The 15,448-nt window shown below is 33.2% G+C and carries 11 protein-coding genes and 1 other RNA gene; 5 read left to right on the plus strand and 7 right to left on the minus strand.

All coding sequences use genetic code 11. The annotated features are described in order from the left end of the window. Nucleotides 1-14: 14 nt before the first annotated feature. The 3 genes from nagB to JC605_RS11325 form a co-directional block, all read right to left on the minus strand. Complete coding sequence (gene nagB, locus JC605_RS11315; protein ID WP_198856291.1) at nucleotides 15-1,952, minus strand: glucosamine-6-phosphate deaminase; 1,938 nt, start codon at nucleotides 1,950-1,952, stop codon at nucleotides 15-17. Between the two features lie 106 nt (nucleotides 1,953-2,058). Beyond that, on the minus strand, nucleotides 2,059-3,651 hold the full coding sequence (locus JC605_RS11320) for a RagB/SusD family nutrient uptake outer membrane protein (RefSeq protein ID WP_198856292.1): 1,593 nt from the start codon (nucleotides 3,649-3,651) through the stop codon (nucleotides 2,059-2,061). A 12-nt stretch (nucleotides 3,652-3,663) separates the two neighbouring features. Beyond that, nucleotides 3,664-6,684 carry a SusC/RagA family TonB-linked outer membrane protein gene (locus tag JC605_RS11325; RefSeq protein ID WP_198856293.1) on the minus strand — a complete coding sequence of 1,007 codons (3,021 nt, stop codon included), beginning with the start codon at nucleotides 6,682-6,684 and terminating at the stop codon, nucleotides 3,664-3,666. A gap of 275 nt (nucleotides 6,685-6,959) precedes the next feature. Here JC605_RS11325 and JC605_RS11330 point away from each other — a divergent pair, with 275 nt between their 5' ends. The 3 genes from JC605_RS11330 to JC605_RS11340 all read left to right on the plus strand — a co-directional run bounded on the left by JC605_RS11330 (nucleotide 6,960) and on the right by JC605_RS11340 (nucleotide 10,347). Beyond that, nucleotides 6,960-8,012 (plus strand): sensor histidine kinase, encoded by a 1,053-nt coding sequence (locus tag JC605_RS11330; RefSeq protein ID WP_198856294.1) that lies wholly within the window; start codon nucleotides 6,960-6,962, stop codon nucleotides 8,010-8,012. Then, nucleotides 8,002-8,703, plus strand: coding sequence for a LytTR family DNA-binding domain-containing protein (locus JC605_RS11335; protein ID WP_198856295.1), 702 nt, complete (start codon nucleotides 8,002-8,004; stop codon nucleotides 8,701-8,703). Before JC605_RS11330 ends, JC605_RS11335 begins: the two co-directional genes overlap by 11 nt. 174 nt (nucleotides 8,704-8,877) lie before the next feature. Further along, complete coding sequence (locus tag JC605_RS11340) at nucleotides 8,878-10,347, plus strand: MFS transporter (protein WP_198856296.1); 1,470 nt, start codon at nucleotides 8,878-8,880, stop codon at nucleotides 10,345-10,347. A gap of 116 nt (nucleotides 10,348-10,463) precedes the next feature. On the opposite strand, the gene JC605_RS11345 is transcribed toward JC605_RS11340, so the two are convergent. The 4 genes from JC605_RS11345 to ffs all read right to left on the minus strand — a co-directional run bounded on the left by JC605_RS11345 (nucleotide 10,464) and on the right by ffs (nucleotide 12,958). After that, complete coding sequence (locus JC605_RS11345; RefSeq protein ID WP_198856297.1) at nucleotides 10,464-10,961, minus strand: hypothetical protein; 498 nt, start codon at nucleotides 10,959-10,961, stop codon at nucleotides 10,464-10,466. Nucleotides 10,962-11,055: 94 nt separating this feature from the next. Beyond that, entirely contained in the window at nucleotides 11,056-11,712 is a 657-nt protein-coding gene (gene fsa / locus JC605_RS11350) for a fructose-6-phosphate aldolase (protein WP_198856298.1), read from the minus strand. A gap of 167 nt (nucleotides 11,713-11,879) precedes the next feature. Continuing rightward, nucleotides 11,880-12,683: an SDR family oxidoreductase gene (locus JC605_RS11355; protein WP_198856299.1), complete on the minus strand. Its 804-nt coding sequence runs from the start codon at nucleotides 12,681-12,683 to the stop codon at nucleotides 11,880-11,882. A gap of 177 nt (nucleotides 12,684-12,860) precedes the next feature. Further along, nucleotides 12,861-12,958: signal recognition particle sRNA small type (gene ffs, locus JC605_RS11360), an RNA gene on the minus strand. Between the two features lie 88 nt (nucleotides 12,959-13,046). Here ffs and JC605_RS11365 point away from each other — a divergent pair. Together JC605_RS11365 and hutI are read left to right on the plus strand one after the other, a co-directional pair. Next, on the plus strand, nucleotides 13,047-14,096 hold the full coding sequence (locus JC605_RS11365) for a glutaminyl-peptide cyclotransferase (protein WP_198856300.1): 1,050 nt from the start codon (nucleotides 13,047-13,049) through the stop codon (nucleotides 14,094-14,096). A 93-nt stretch (nucleotides 14,097-14,189) separates the two neighbouring features. Further along, complete coding sequence (gene hutI, locus JC605_RS11370; RefSeq protein ID WP_198856301.1) at nucleotides 14,190-15,425, plus strand: imidazolonepropionase; 1,236 nt, start codon at nucleotides 14,190-14,192, stop codon at nucleotides 15,423-15,425. Nucleotides 15,426-15,448: the final 23 nt, after the last annotated feature.

Raw genomic sequence — 15,448 nt, forward strand, 5'->3', positions numbered from 1 at the left:
GAATCATAAAAACTTTAATAATCAAAACGCTTAAAGGCTTCTATTGCTTCATATTCAGCTAAACCTAGTTCGTCGTATAAAATTGCTGTGTTTTTGTTTCGATCTTCTGCCCTAACCCAGAATTCACGAGAATCATTTCCTTGAAACATTACTCTGTCTTTTTGAGACTGGTGATGTAAAATGGCATGACGTTTTAACAATACTTCTGAAGGACTTAACGGAACGGCCATGTCAATTTCATGAATGTCCCATTCGTGCCAAGCTCCTCTGTAAAGCCACAACCAGCAATCATTCATGTACGGTTCTGGTTTAAGCTCTTTTAATGCAGCAAAAATGGCATTTAAACAAACCTCATGAGTTCCGTGCGGATCTGCAAGATCTCCAGCAGCAAAAACCTGATGTGGTTTTATTCTAGCAATAATGTCTTTTACGATAGCAATATCTTCTGGTCCTAACGGATTCTTTTTAACCTGTCCTGTTTCGTAAAAAGGAAGATCCAAAAAGTGCGTATTCTCATCTTTCAATCCGATATATCTTGTTGCTCCGTAAGATTCTCTTCTTCTTATAAGTCCTTTTAATTTTCGAACTTCCAAAGAATCGATTTGATTTTCAGATTTGTTATTTAAAAACTCGATAACCGATTTGAAATTGATATCAGCTTGACCTTCTCCGATAAAATCACTGGCAACTTCTGCAAATTTTAAAGCTTCATCATCTGAAACTGCAATATTTCCTGAAGTTTGGTAGACCACATGAACATCGTGTCCTTGCTTGATTAATTTTGAAAATGTTCCTCCCATAGAAATCACATCATCGTCTGGGTGCGGGCTAAAAAGAATAATCCTCTTTTTTGCCGGATTTGCCCTTTCTGGACGAAATGAATCATCTGTGTTTGGTTTTCCTCCTGGCCATCCAGTAATAGTGTGCTGTAAAATATTAAACATATTAATGTTCATATCATAAGCAGAACCTTCTTGAGCCAATAGGTCAGACATTCCGTTATTGTTGTAATCACGGTCTGTCAGTTTTAAAATAGATTGTTTTGTTTTTTGACAAAGCCAGACAATTGCTTTACTTTTTAATTCAGGAGTCCAAAGACATTCACCGACTAACCACGGTGTTTTGAAACGGGTTAATTCTGATGCTGCCGACTGATCTAAAACAAAAGTTGCATTTGGATGATTTTGTAAAAACGTAGCTGGAACCTCTGAACTGATATCTCCTTGAATAGTTCTTTTGATGATATCTGCTTTGTTTTGTCCCCAAGCCATCAAAACAATACGTTTTGATCTCATAATGGTCGAAACTCCCATTGTTATGGCGCGTTTCGGTACATTATCTATACCATTAAAAGCAGATGAAGCATCGACTCTTGTGATATGATCTAAGGTAATAATTCTTGTTCCTGAATTGATGTGCGAACCAGGCTCGTTAAATCCAACATGACCCGTTCTACCAATTCCAAGCAATTGAAAATCAAGACCACCCGCATTTTTAATATTCATTTCATAATCAATACAGTATTGATTGATTTCCTCAATTGCTACAGTACCATCAGGAATATTAATATTTTCAGGTTTGATATCAATATGTTTAAAAAGATGCTCGTGCATGAAATAATGATAGCTCTGATTATTTTCTTTAGTCATTGGATAATATTCATCCAAATTAAAAGTGATTACATTGCTAAAACTTAGTCCTTCTTCTTTGTGCATTCTCACTAGTTCCTCATAAACTTTAATAGGAGAAGAACCTGTTGCCAGACCTAAAACACAAGATTTATTTTTTTCCTGCTTAGATCTAATTAGCTGCGCAATTTCCTGCGCTACAATTACAGAAGCTTCAATAGAACTTTTGAAAATTTCGTTATGAATTTTCTCAAAACGAGTTTCTTCAAATTTTCCCGCGCTTTTATAACTGATATCAGGTTTTATTTCTAAAGCACTTTTCATTTCTTTTCTTTTTTGTAGTAATTACCATCATGGTTTTAAGATATGGTATAGACAGCTTTCGCCATCTATACCACACTACTAACCAAACTTAATATCCCATTTTTTTTTAGAAGTTCACTCCAGTATCCCACCAAAGTCTTGTTGCACCGTTATCTGGTCCACCTAACTTAGCAATACCAGTTGCAACTCCATCTTTGTTTCCAGCAATTTCAGATGCCACAAAATTTACTCTTCTAACACCTAACTGAGAGCTAATAACTCCGTTACTTGTGTTATTTGTGATTGGGAATAATTTTGGATATCCAGTTCTTCTCCACTCAGTCCAAGCTTCTTGTCCGTCAGGGAAACCAGCAATCCATTTTTGAGTAATAATTTTTTGAAGTTTAACTTCATTAGAAGCACCAGCTTCCCAAGCTACAGTCACATTATTAACAGCAGCCGCATTATTTGTTGCATCAAGCGGGTCAACATAAGCTTTTGGCAATGCTGTACTAGTTTTGTATGTTGATGAAGAAACTCCAAACTGCTCGAAAGAAGCTGTGATTCCCGCCTCATATAAAGATTGAACATCACTTCCCATATTCCATCCTCTCAAAGCTCCTTCTGCTCTTAAGAAGAAAACCTCAGCAGTAGATAAGAAAACAGTTTCTTTTACATTTATAGCTTCTCCAACTTTAGAAAAATCTTTACGAGCTGCTTTTGTAGCTCCATCTGGAGCAACTGGCAAAACAATTCCTGTTCTAATTCCTTTATATTCTCCTGGATATTTAACTGAAACAGCGAAATATTTTGATAGTCTTGGATCATTATATCCTACTAAGATAGATTCCATATCTGCAGACATGTTAATATCTTCATAACTATTACTATTTCCATATACAGGATTTGTAAAGTCACTTAAGAAAACAAAACTATCGTCTTTAGTAAGCATTACACCATATTTCTGAGAAATAGATTTTTCAGCTTGTTCTTTGGCTACTGCTGGAGCTTTTACAGCTAATCGCATTGCTAATCTTAAACGAAGAGAATTCGCAAATTTTACCCATTTAGAATAGCTTCCTCCATATTTAGAAAAATCAGCTTTAGTAATAATTGAGCTTTCACCAGAATCTGCTGCTTTGCTTAATGTTACAATAGCCTCATCAAGATCTGCAAACATCTGCGTGTACACTTGTTCTTGTGAATCGTATTCTTTAACTGAAGATTCAGAACTATATTTTGAATAAACAATTGGTCCATAAATATCAGTTATTCTATGCATCGCCTCAACTTTTAGTATCTGAGACATTGCATATATTTCTGGATATAATCCTTTTGTTTTAGTCTCATGCTCTATTTTTAGAGCATTTGCCATTACGTTTGTGTACGCATCATCCCATGCTCTACCGTTCCAACCATTTACAAGATTGTAAGTCATGTTGTTATTATTACTTCCAAATGGATTTGGAGTAGCCATATAACCTGACCATACATCACCTTGCAAGTTTTGCTGGATTTGGTATCCCCACAATGGATCTTGTTCAAAAATAAAATTGAACATTACTTTTGAATAACCCGTGATATTATTAAAATCCTGTGCTAATTGTTCAGCAGTAGAACCTTGAGGATCAGAGTTAATCTCGTCAAAGTTATCAGTACAGCTCATAGCAGCTAATAAGCCTAAGCAGAGAATCGACTTTTGTATATATTTTCTTTTCATGATGTTTTTTTATTAAAATGTAACGTTTAAATTAAGACCGATACTTCTAGTTGTTGGCAATCCGAAAATGTCAACACCTTGTAAACCTTGACCTGTACTTAAAGCAACATTTGGATCAAACGGTGCGTCTTTGTAGAAAAAGAATAAGTTTCTAGCAATTAAAGAAATACTTGCATTTTGAATGAATGGAACTGCTTTAGGGTTAAATGTATATCCTACAGAAAGTTCTCTTAAGCTAACGTTTGTTGCTTTGTAAACATATTCAGCTAAAGCTCCACTTCTACCACCAACTGTTCCGTAGTAATCTTCTGCAGAAATTTTATTAACTGGAGTAACTCCATCTGCTGCAATTGCATTAACTGTAACACCACCAGCATTTTTAGCATCTCCAAAAGCTTTAGAAACTCCATAAGAATCATTTAAAGCTTGAGTCATACTCATTACACTTCCTCCAAATCTTCCGTCAACTAAAACATTTGCAAAGAAAGATCCGAATTTGAAAGTGTTAGACCAACCTAACATGAAATCAGGATTAGCATTACCTACTTCTTTAAAGTTCTGATCAACTTGTGGTTTACCTTGATCGTCTAGAAGAAGTCTTCCTTGAGCATCTCTAACTAAAGTGTAAGCTTCAATAACTCCAAATGGTCTTCCTTCTACTAATGAGAATCTATATGCATTAGATCCTGGATCTGTCAATATTACACGTCCTCCTAATTCTTCTGGAAGTTCTTTAACTGTATTTTTATTATGAGAATAGTTTACTGTAGTATCCCAAGAAAATTTATCTCCTTGAATAATTTTACCATTTAACACAATCTCGATACCTTGGTTAGCAATACTTGCAGCATTAAATGCATAGTTAGTATATCCGTAAGGGTTTGTAGAAGGCGCTGGAACTTCAACATATTGGTTTTTAGTTTCTGAATTATAGTAAGAGAATTCAAAACCTAATCTATTGTTAAACAGTCTCCATTCAGTACCAATTTCGTACTCTGATTTTAATTCTGGTTTTAATGTTTCTCCTGGTCTTGGTCCAACTCTTGGCGCAATAAACTGCCCTCCAAGGATTGTATATCTAGGAGAAGTTACGAAAGCGTTAATGTCGTTACCAACTTGTGCATAAGATCCTCTCACTTTACCAAAATTAATCCACTCTGGCATTGTAGCCATTTCACTAATGATTCCTGTTAAACCAACAGATGGATAGAAGTAAGAACCATTTCCTGTATTAACTAATGTAGACGACCAGTCATTTCTACCTGTTAAATCTAAATACAACATACCTTTATATCCAAGTGATGCAGATGCAAATACAGATTGTACTTCTCTGTTAGAACCTGAAACTTGTTGATTTGCTTTATTGTTAACGAAGTTTCCTAAAGTAAACCAGTTTGTGTTAACTAATCCACCATTATTTGTTCCTGAGTTTAAGATTGTTTGTTGGTTAGCCATAGTATTATTTATACTTGTACCAAGAACAGCATTAAAAGAGAAATCTTCACTAAAATCTGTATTTACTCTTGCAATTAAATCTCCATAACGCTGAGTACTTAATGTACCAATGTTGATATAAGTTCCTGTTGGAGCCGCAATAATTTCAGAAGTAGTTGCGTAGATTTTTTTATCAAAAATGCTTTCGATTCTATTATAGCTATATCTTGCTGTAATATTTAACCAGTTATTCGCTTTATAATCTAAGGCTAAAGATCCGTTAAAGAAGTTGTTTTTATCTTCAGATTTAGCTCTGTTGATTAACCAATACGGGTTTTGAATATATTCATTAATTACTGGGAAGTTTTGAACATTTAAGTTTCTAACTGGATCAAAAACTTCAAAATTGTTTTTATAGTAATTAAAGTCATTTCCATTTCCTCTTGGCATTAAATAAACACCTGTTAATGGGTTGAAGTTAAGTCCACTTAGCGGTCTGTTGTCAATAGTTTGAGTAGTATATTTTCCATCTGCAGAAACGGTTAATTTATCATTAAAGAATTTTCCTGTTTGACGGATACCAAAGTTATTTTTCTTCAAACCGTTTCCTGGCATAATTCCAGAAGAAGAAGTGTTAGCATAAGTAATGCTAGTTGTAGCAGTTGGTGAACCAGTTGTAAATCCGAAAGAAGTAATTTGAGTTACACCTGTGTCAAAAAAATCTTTTACGTGATCTTTTGTGTTTTCTTTTGCTCCAGTACTATTGTACTCTGTTTGGAATTTTGGCAAGTAAGCTGCATTTTCGAATGTAGTTACAGATGAAGCTGTAAAATTACCTTTTCCTTCTTTTACTTTTTTAGAAGAAAGCAAAATTACACCATTTGCTCCTTGAGAACCATATAATACAGAAGCTGCAGCACCTTTTAATACTGTCATACTTTCATAATCATCAGGATTTACAAGAGAGATTACATCACCACCATCACGGTTACCACCATTTGTATCTCCAAAAGTACCATTTGGTTGGCTTGAAGATCCATTATACATCGGAATACCATCAATTACATATAATGGCTGGCTATTCATAATAGATGAGTTACCACGAATTACTACTTTTGTAGAACCACCAGTACCACCAGCACTTTTAGTAACAGCAACACCAGCAACTTTACCTGCAATAGTATTGATAACGTTTGCATCTTTTACTCGAACTAATTCTTCTCCTTTTAATTCTTGAGTAGCATAAGTCAATGATTTTTTAGACTTCTTAAGACCTAAAGAAGTTACAACAACTTCATTCAAAGCATTTGATGCAGCTGCAACCATCTTCACATTAATTGTAGCAGCATCTCCTACAACTATAGTTTGAGTTTCAAGTCCTACATAAGTAAAAACTAAACTTTGACCCTTTTGAACTTCGATAGTGTACAATCCGTCAAAATCGGTAGTTGTTCCCTTTTGACCTCCTTGTACAGCAACAGAAGCTCCTGGTAATGGCATACCGTCAGAATCTGTAATCACACCCTTGACACTTTTTACTTGAGCAAGCGAAACTTGCGCCGTAAAAACAATCATAAAGATTAAGAAAATTTTTTTCATGTTTATTTTATTTTGTTAGTTATGATGTAAAATTATTCTTAAGGCATTGTTAAAAAAAATAAATTAAACCAACAGCAACAAAATTTAAACGAACGACATAAATTATTCAATAATACGCTTTACGAAAACGTTCTAATACAAAAAATAAGCACCAATATCCTTTTTTTTGGAAATTTTTTGCAAAAAAATTGCCATTTACCAGTTAATTGTTTAAAGTTGCACATTATTTAAATACTGTTAAGAAAAACTAAAATTCTCAAACAACTTAGAATCAATTGAAAGAAATACGAAAAGTTAAATTTGATATCAAACTGCAAAATCATGTCTGGTTTTGGGGAGTTTATTTTACTTTAAACTTTTTAAGATGGGGCGCTTACTTTAATGATTATCCTTATGCATTCAAATCAAACTTAATTGAATTCTCTTTGGTTATTCCTTTAGTTTATTTGAATTTATTTGTTTTGGTTCCAAGATATGTACTCAAACAAAAGTATATTATGTATACTTTTTTACTTCTGTTAAGTCTATTTGTGATATATCTTCTAAAAACAGCTCTAACCTACTATATAATATCAGAAAATATATGGCCTGAAGCTAATAGAGAATATCATCCTTTTGAGATCAATCACATTGTTGCTGTTTGTATCGGAGAATTGTATGTCTTAGCAATGGCATCATCAATTTATCTTACCTTAACTTGGCTAAGAGAGCGAGAAAGAAACAGGTCTTTACGAGAAAACCAATTTAAGATTAAACTTAAGTATCTTGAAAACCAGATTCAACCCCATTTTTTCTTCAACACGCTAAACAATTTGTATGCTTTATCGTTAGAATCATCAAAGAAAGTTCCTGATGTAATTATAAAGCTTTCTAATTTGATGGAGTATGTTTTATATGATGTTAAAGGAACCAAATTTGTTCCGTTAATAAAAGAAATCGACTATATCCAGAACTATATTGAAATAGAAAAGCTTCGTTTTGAAAATGTCGAAGTCACCATAAATCTAGAATCTAATATTGACGATGTTGTTGTACCGCCATTAATTTTCATTTCTTTGGTCGAAAATGCTTTTAAACATGGAGGTCTAAACAACAAAAATTTAAAAATAAAGATCAATTGTAAAGTTACAGACAATAAAATACTCGATTTTGAAATCTTAAATAATTTTGTAATTTCACAAAATCATAATCCGAAAAGAGGAATTGGTTTGGTTAATACGAAAAAAAGACTGAAACTAATTTACAGAAGCAATTTCCGCCTTAAACAACAAACCAAGCTAAATTTCTACATAATCCGATTACAAATACCTACATATAATGAAGATTAAATGCGTGTTAATTGATGATGAGCCTTTAGCTATCAAGGTCCTGCAAAATTATTTTACCAATTTTACAGATTTTGAAGTTATAGCAACATTCAATAACTCTTTAGAGGCACTCGATTTTATTAACAGTACACCTGTTGATGCTGTCTTTTTAGATATTAACATGCCTATGATGACCGGTTTTGAGCTTATTAGTCTTATCGAAAACAAAACCAAAGTCATCATTACAACCGCTTTTAGAGAATTTGCTGCTGAAAGTTATGATTTGGATGTATTAGATTATTTGGTAAAACCTATTCCGTTACCAAGATTCATAAAATGCATCAATAAAATTACCACCGAATACAATCTCAAAAACAATATTAAAGTCGAAACTTCAAAAGGAGATTCTCATATTTTTATTAAAGTCGATAAAAAAATGATGAAAATTAATATTGAGGAAATTTTGTTTGTTGAAGGAATGAAGGAATATATAAAAGTAGTCACGCCAGATAAGACATATATTACCCATAAATCTCTTACATCATTATCAGAAGAATTACCCGCAGATCGCTTCCTTAGAATTCATAAATCTTATGTAATTGCACTAAATAAGGTAAAATCTATAGAAGGAAACCGCGTTCAAATACAATCTTACAACATTCCAATAGGCAGAAACTACAGTAAAGAAGTTAAAAATAAGATATTGGAATAAATATAATTACGAATTACATTTTCTAAGTAGGTTAAAATTAACACTTTGTTGAAAAAACATAGCCGTTGGTTTAAATTTAACATTATTTATACCTTTTTATTTTTTTTTGATAATCCTAACAAATATATTTACGGTCTTCAAAAAACAATAAAATAAAAAATTAACCTTATTATTATGAGTTCAGAAAATGTTCAAACCAAATGGGGGCAATTTATCTCTTTGATAATCGTCTTCTTCTTTTGGGGTTTTGTTGGTTCTGCTAACGACATCCTGATTCCAGTATTCAAAAAAGTATTTACGCTATCGCAAGTACAATCTCAATTAGTAGCTTGGGCTTTCTATGCTGCTTATTTTGTTGGATCAATTATATTCTTTATCGTTTCTTTAAAAGTAGATATTTTACAAAAATATGGCTACAAAAGAACATTATCTGCAGGATTAATTTTATCAGCTGTAGGTTCATTCTTATTCATTCCAGCTGCTACAATTGAAAGCTTTCCTTTCTTCTTAACAGCTTTATTTACAGTAGGTTTAGGCTTTTCTATTCAACAAATTGTTGCCAATCCTTTGGCGATTAAAATGGGAAGTCCGGAAACTGGAGCACACCGTTTAACTCTTGCAGGTGGAATCAACTCTTTCGGAACAACAATTGGAGCAATCTTATTAGGTATCGCTTTATTCGGAATGGGAGATAACAAAAAAACGGCTCTTTCACTAGAAGATATTAAATTGCCTTTCATCATCTTAGGTCTTGCATTTATTGCTGTTGCAGTATTTATGAATTTCTCAAAAATCGAAGATCCTGTAAAAGAAGAAGAAGCAATAATTAAAGACAAACACAGTAAATTCAACATTCTTGACTATCCGCAATTATACTTGGGTATGTTAGGAATTTTTATTTATGTAGGAACTGAAGTAACAATCATCAGTAATTTACCTGCGTTATTACACACTCACGAATTCGGAAACATCTTAGAAGACGCTGTTGCACCGTTTATTGCGCTTTACTGGGGTAGTCTAATGATCGGTCGTTGGAATGGTGGAGCAAACGTGTTCAATACTTCAAACTTGGTAAATACTGCACTTAAATTTATTGTTCCTGCTGCTGCATTTGGAGTAATTATTGGCGCAAACATCTTTGCTGCTCACGATGTTTCTTCATTTTACATCTACCCATTTTGGATTTTGCTGTTTATCGCTGTAAGTTTTGTTGGTGGTAAAAACGCAGGAAAAACATTAATGCTTTTCGGAATTTCAGGATTAACTATGATGGTATTAGGTTTAGTTTGGCCAAACCCAGAAATTGCTAAATTCTTCTTTATCTCTGGCGGATTATTCTTATCAATTATGTGGCCTTCAATCTTCGATTTAGCTATTGCAGGATTAGGAAAAAATACAGGAAAAGCATCTTCTTTCTTAATCATGATGATTCTTGGTGGTGGAGTAATTCCATTAGTGCAAGGAAGTATCTGTGATTTAGACGCAACAAATCCAGGTGGAATTTTCGGCATCACTTACACTCACTTCTCTTACATTGTACCTCTTATCGGTTTTGCATATTTAGGATTCTACGGTTTCTACTGTCCTAAAATCTTAAAAAGACAAGGTATCAGTCACATAGAAAGTGCTGGTGGTGGACACTAAAAATTAAAAAAATCCAATATATAAAAATCCAAATTTCAAGTAAAAATGAAATTTGGATTTTTTTTATTTTCAAAAAAAATAACTTAGCTTCTCAGCACCTTAGAACCTTAGCCTCTTTACTTCGCATTAATAATATTGCTCAAGTTTTTCTTAAAAATGGCCTTATTTTGAGCTGTTAAAGAATAAACGACATCTTTATCCGCGTGAACTATTACTTTGTCTATATCGGCATTTAAAAGCGCTTGAGGATCTTTTATTTTTAAAGTGCAAGCTCCATCAAAAAAGCCATCATCTTCTATCGTTTTTCTAGCCTCTATTTTGGTGCCATCACTTAAAACTGCAGAAATCGTCATTTCACTATTTAATGTTTTCGAGTAAAATCCATCCATTACAAGCAAAAGACGATAGCTGTTTTTTAGTTCTGGCCCTTTAAATTCATGCCTCGTAATATTATAACGAAGACCTTTAGCTAGAGTTTGAAATTTTACAGAACAATCCAGCTCATAAGTAGCAACATCTCCCGCTTCATTTACTGAAGTAATAACTTTAGCGGCCTGTGCGTTTACAGAAAAACTCGCTACAAAAAACGACAACATAAATAAGACAACTTTCATATTTAACTATTTAAGATTCAATATAAAAGTAAAAAAAAAAATCGCCTTTTCTCATTAGAAAAAAGGCGATTTTAATTTTGTAAATATCTAAGGATTATTTATTTCCTTTTTCAAAGTCAGCTACAAACTGAGCTAAACCAATATCTGTCAATGGGTGTTTCAATAAACCGTAAATTGCAGAAAGTGGTCCAGTCATAACATCAGCACCAATTTTAGCACAGTTTACAATGTGCATTGTGTGACGTACAGAAGCTGCTAAAATTTGAGTTTCGTAACCGTAGTTATCGTAAACTTCTCTAATTTCTTGAATCAAATTCAATCCATCAGTAGAAATATCATCTAAACGCCCAACGAATGGAGAAACAAAAGTTGCTCCAGCTTTTGCAGCCAAAAGTGCTTGTCCTACAGAGAAAACAAGAGTAACGTTAGTTTTAATTCCTTTATCAGAAAAATATTTTGCTGCCATAACACCTTCCTTAGTCATAGGAAGTTTTACAACAATCTGCTCATGTAATTCAGCTAACTCCTCACCTTCTTTAACCATACCTTCAAAGTCAAGAGCGTTAACTTCTGCACTTACATCACCATCAACAAGATTGCAAATGTCAACATAATGCTTAAGGATGTTGTTTTTTCCAGTAATTCCTTCTTTTGCCATTAATGACGGATTAGTTGTTACACCATCCAAAACACCTAAAGCTTGTGCTTCTTTAATTTGAGCTAAATTAGCTGTGTCTATAAAAAATTTCATAATTTGTTTAATTAAAAATGGTTTGTTCGTATTTATAAATTTCTTTTCAAATAAATTCTTTTAAAGAAATCTAGCTGCAAAATTACAAAATCAATACCAATAAAGATTTTAAAATTAAAACCATTTTAAAATTATATGTTAAAAATAAGTGTATTTTTTACATTTTTCTACAGCTTATAATGATTCATAAGCATTTTCTCATACATTTTATCTGGAAGCGCACGTTTTAAAACAATCGAAAACTTTTGCATAAAAGCGCCTACTTTGTAATGAACGTTAGGTTTTTTAGTCTGAATGATTTTATAAACCGCTTCTGCCATTTCATTTGGATTGCTTCCTGCATCAACATGATCATTCATTGTCGCCAAAACATCTCCATATACTTTTTCGTAAGCCGAATCTTTAATTACCGGCGCATGATAACGCCCTGCTGCAATATTGGTTGCAAAATCTCCTGGTGCAACATTTGTAATTTCGATACCAAAAGCTTTCACTTCCATTCTTAAAGCCTCTGTAATTAACTCCAAAGCTCCTTTCGACGCAGAATACACACTTCTGTACGGAAGCCCCATATAACCGGCAATCGACGTAATATTAATAATAAGCCCCGAGTTTTGTTTGCGCATTTGTGGCAACGCCGCTTTCATAACTTCAATTGGCCCAAAAAAGTTAGTTTCAAAATTATTTCTAATTTCTTCTGTCGGAATTTCTTCTAAAGGCCCTGTAATTCCAACTCCAGCATTATTAATTACAATATCTAACCTCCCAGAAGTTGCAATAATTTTAGCTACCGCAGTTTTAATAGAGTCCGAATTTCTAACATCTAAAGCAACCAAAGGAAAAACTGAATTTAAAACTTTATCAGGGTTTCTGCTTGTTCCGTACACAACAAAACCTTTCTGATGTAAAAATTCACCAATAGATTTTCCAATTCCTGATGATCCTCCGGTAATTAAAACGACTTTGCTCATTTTTTTTAGTTATAAGTTATAAATTATGAGTTATGAGTTTTGGAAAATGGTTTTATTTGAACAGTATATTTAATGCTCAAAATTTAACTTTTAACCAATGACATCTAACTTCAGATAGGGTCAAAAATAAAAAAATCCTCCTGAAAGGAAGATTGCAAACTAATTAAATTCTAAAAAAAATGGCAAGCGACCTACATCGCACCGCTCAACCACGTACCCTTGCTATGTTCCCATCCTGGGGGAGTCTGCAGGAGCTGGTCGTGTAGGACTTGCCGGTGCAAATATACAACCTTTTTATATTTTTGCAAGACCTTTGTAGCAATAAAAATATCGTCGTATATTGCCTTATTCAAATTTTAAACTATGAAAAAATATAACTTCCTAGCTGTCATTTTATTAGGAATCACATTAATTGGATGTGGAGAAAAAAATAAAGGTGAAAATTCTTTATTTACTATCGATGATTCTGCTTTTCCTGCTCATCTTACCCAAAAAGAGGCGCTTAATATTGGAATTTTAAACCCAAAATCGAAAGAAATTGATAGCATTGCCTACTTCGTAAACGACAAAAGAGTTGGAGGTACAAAAGGTACTGAAAATTTTAGATTTGAATTAATAGATCAAAAATTAGGTTATCAATACCTAAAAGCTAAGGTTTATTTTGGTGGAGATTCTTCTGATGCCACTAAAAGAATTGAAGTAGTTTCAGACATTGAGCCTAAATTATTAAAATATAAAATTGTAAATACTTTTCCTCATGACACTACAGCTTTCACAGAAGGTTTAGAGTTTCATGATGGAAGGCTTTTTGAAAGTACAGGACAAAAAGGTGATTCTTACTTTAGAGAGGTAGACTACAAAACAGGAAAAGTGATCAAACAAGTTGATCTTCCGAAAGAATATTTTGGAGAAGGAATTACTTTCTTTGGCGGCAAAATATACCAGTTGACTTGGCAGGAAAAAACAGGTTACATCTACGATGCCAAGACTTTTAAATTAGAAAAAACATTTAAATACGATAAAGATATAGAAGGTTGGGGAATGACGCACGATGACAAATACATCTATCATTCTGACGGAACCGAGAAAATCTGGAAAATGGATCCTGCAACTCAAAAATTAATTGATTATATCAATGTATATTCTGGAAGTTCAAAAATTAAAGCGATTAACGAACTTGAATTAATTGATGGTAAATTTTACGCAAATGTTTGGCAGAAAGATGCTATTGCAGTTGTAAATCCAGAATCTGGAGCAGTTGAAAAAATCCTTAATCTTTCAGATTTGCGTAAATCATTAAAAGCTAAAAATGCCGAAGTTTTAAATGGTATTGCATATAATCCTGCAACTAAAACTATTTTCGTTACTGGTAAATATTGGGATAAAATGTTCGAAATAACAGTTTCTGAATAATCTTTAAAGAAAAACAATTTTACGAATTTCACAAGTTTTCACATATTAATCCGTGAAAATTTGTGAAATTTGTGTTTTATAATAACATCTCTAATGACAACATTAATTACAAATATACAGGAGCTATTGCAGGTTCGCGAAACTTCAATCGCTAAAGTTTCAGGTTCTGAAATGGCAAAACTTCCAACTATCAAAAATGCTTTTTTAATACTAAAAGACAATTTGATCGAAGATTTTGGCTCAATGGATAATCTTCCAAAAATAAATGCCGACAAAACAATTGATGCAACAGGAAAAGTTGTTCTTCCGTCTTGGTGCGACAGCCACACTCATATTGTTTATTCAGGAAACCGCGAACAGGAATTTGTAGATCGTATCAACGGGCTTTCTTATGAAGAAATCGCCAATCGCGGCGGCGGAATTCTTAATTCGGCTAAGAAACTAAATGATTCTTCTGAAGAAGAAATTTATGAACAATCTAAAATCCGTTTAGAAGAAGTAATGCATTTAGGAACTGGTGCCGTAGAAATAAAATCTGGCTACGGATTGACAGTTGATGGAGAATTAAAAATGCTTCGTGTAATTCAAAAACTAGCAGAAAATTATCCTATTGCAATTAAAGCGACATTTTTGGGCGCACACGCTTTTCCTTTACATTACAAAGATGATAAAGCGGGTTATCTGGATGAAATTATTAACGAAATGCTGCCAGAAATTTCCAAAAACAAACTTGCAGATTATGTTGATATTTTCTGCGAAAGCGGTTATTTTTCTGTTGAAGAAACCGAAAAAATAATGGAAGCAGGTTTAGCTTTTGGTTTAAAACCAAAAATACATGTCAACCAATTTAATTCTATTGGCGGAATCCAAGCTGGAGTTAAATTTAACGCTCTTTCTGTGGATCATCTTGAAGTGATGAATCCAGAAGATATTCAAGCACTAAAAGATACAGAAACAATGCCTGTAGCTTTACCTTCTTGCTCTTATTTTTTAAGTATTCCGTACACACCAGCGCGCGAAATGATAAAAGCTGGACTTCCTTTAGCATTGGCAACAGATTTTAATCCTGGTTCTACTCCATCCGGAAATATGAATTTTGTTGTTGCAACAGCTTGCATCAAAATGAAAATGACACCAGAAGAAGCTATTAATGCAGCTACAATAAACGGCGCTTACGCAATGGGACTTTCAGAAACTCACGGAAGCATTACAAAAGGCAAGAAAGCCAATTTGATTGTAACAAAACCAATTTCTTCTTATTATCAGATTCCTTATGCATTTGGAAGCAATCTTATTGAATCTGTTTTTGTTGAGGGTCAAATTATATAACTCAAGTTTTATTCCATAAAAAA

This window comes from Flavobacterium sp. IB48 (assembly GCF_016405855.1).
GTDB lineage: Bacteria > Bacteroidota > Bacteroidia > Flavobacteriales > Flavobacteriaceae > Flavobacterium > Flavobacterium ginsengisoli.

Excerpts from the sequence above, each read along its gene's own strand:
- nagB (WP_198856291.1), bottom strand. The coding sequence starts at position 1,952 with ATGAAAAGTGCTTTAGAAATAAAACCTGATATCAGTTATAAAAGCGCG.
- JC605_RS11320 (WP_198856292.1), bottom strand. The coding sequence starts at position 3,651 with ATGAAAAGAAAATATATACAAAAGTCGATTCTCTGCTTAGGCTTATTA.
- JC605_RS11325 (WP_198856293.1), bottom strand. The coding sequence starts at position 6,684 with ATGAAAAAAATTTTCTTAATCTTTATGATTGTTTTTACGGCGCAAGTT.
- JC605_RS11335 (WP_198856295.1), top strand. The coding sequence starts at position 8,002 with ATGAAGATTAAATGCGTGTTAATTGATGATGAGCCTTTAGCTATCAAG.
- JC605_RS11340 (WP_198856296.1), top strand. The coding sequence starts at position 8,878 with ATGAGTTCAGAAAATGTTCAAACCAAATGGGGGCAATTTATCTCTTTG.
- JC605_RS11345 (WP_198856297.1), bottom strand. The coding sequence starts at position 10,961 with ATGAAAGTTGTCTTATTTATGTTGTCGTTTTTTGTAGCGAGTTTTTCT.
- fsa (WP_198856298.1), bottom strand. The coding sequence starts at position 11,712 with ATGAAATTTTTTATAGACACAGCTAATTTAGCTCAAATTAAAGAAGCA.
- JC605_RS11355 (WP_198856299.1), bottom strand. The coding sequence starts at position 12,683 with ATGAGCAAAGTCGTTTTAATTACCGGAGGATCATCAGGAATTGGAAAA.
- JC605_RS11365 (WP_198856300.1), top strand. The coding sequence starts at position 13,047 with ATGAAAAAATATAACTTCCTAGCTGTCATTTTATTAGGAATCACATTA.
- hutI (WP_198856301.1), top strand. The coding sequence starts at position 14,190 with ATGACAACATTAATTACAAATATACAGGAGCTATTGCAGGTTCGCGAA.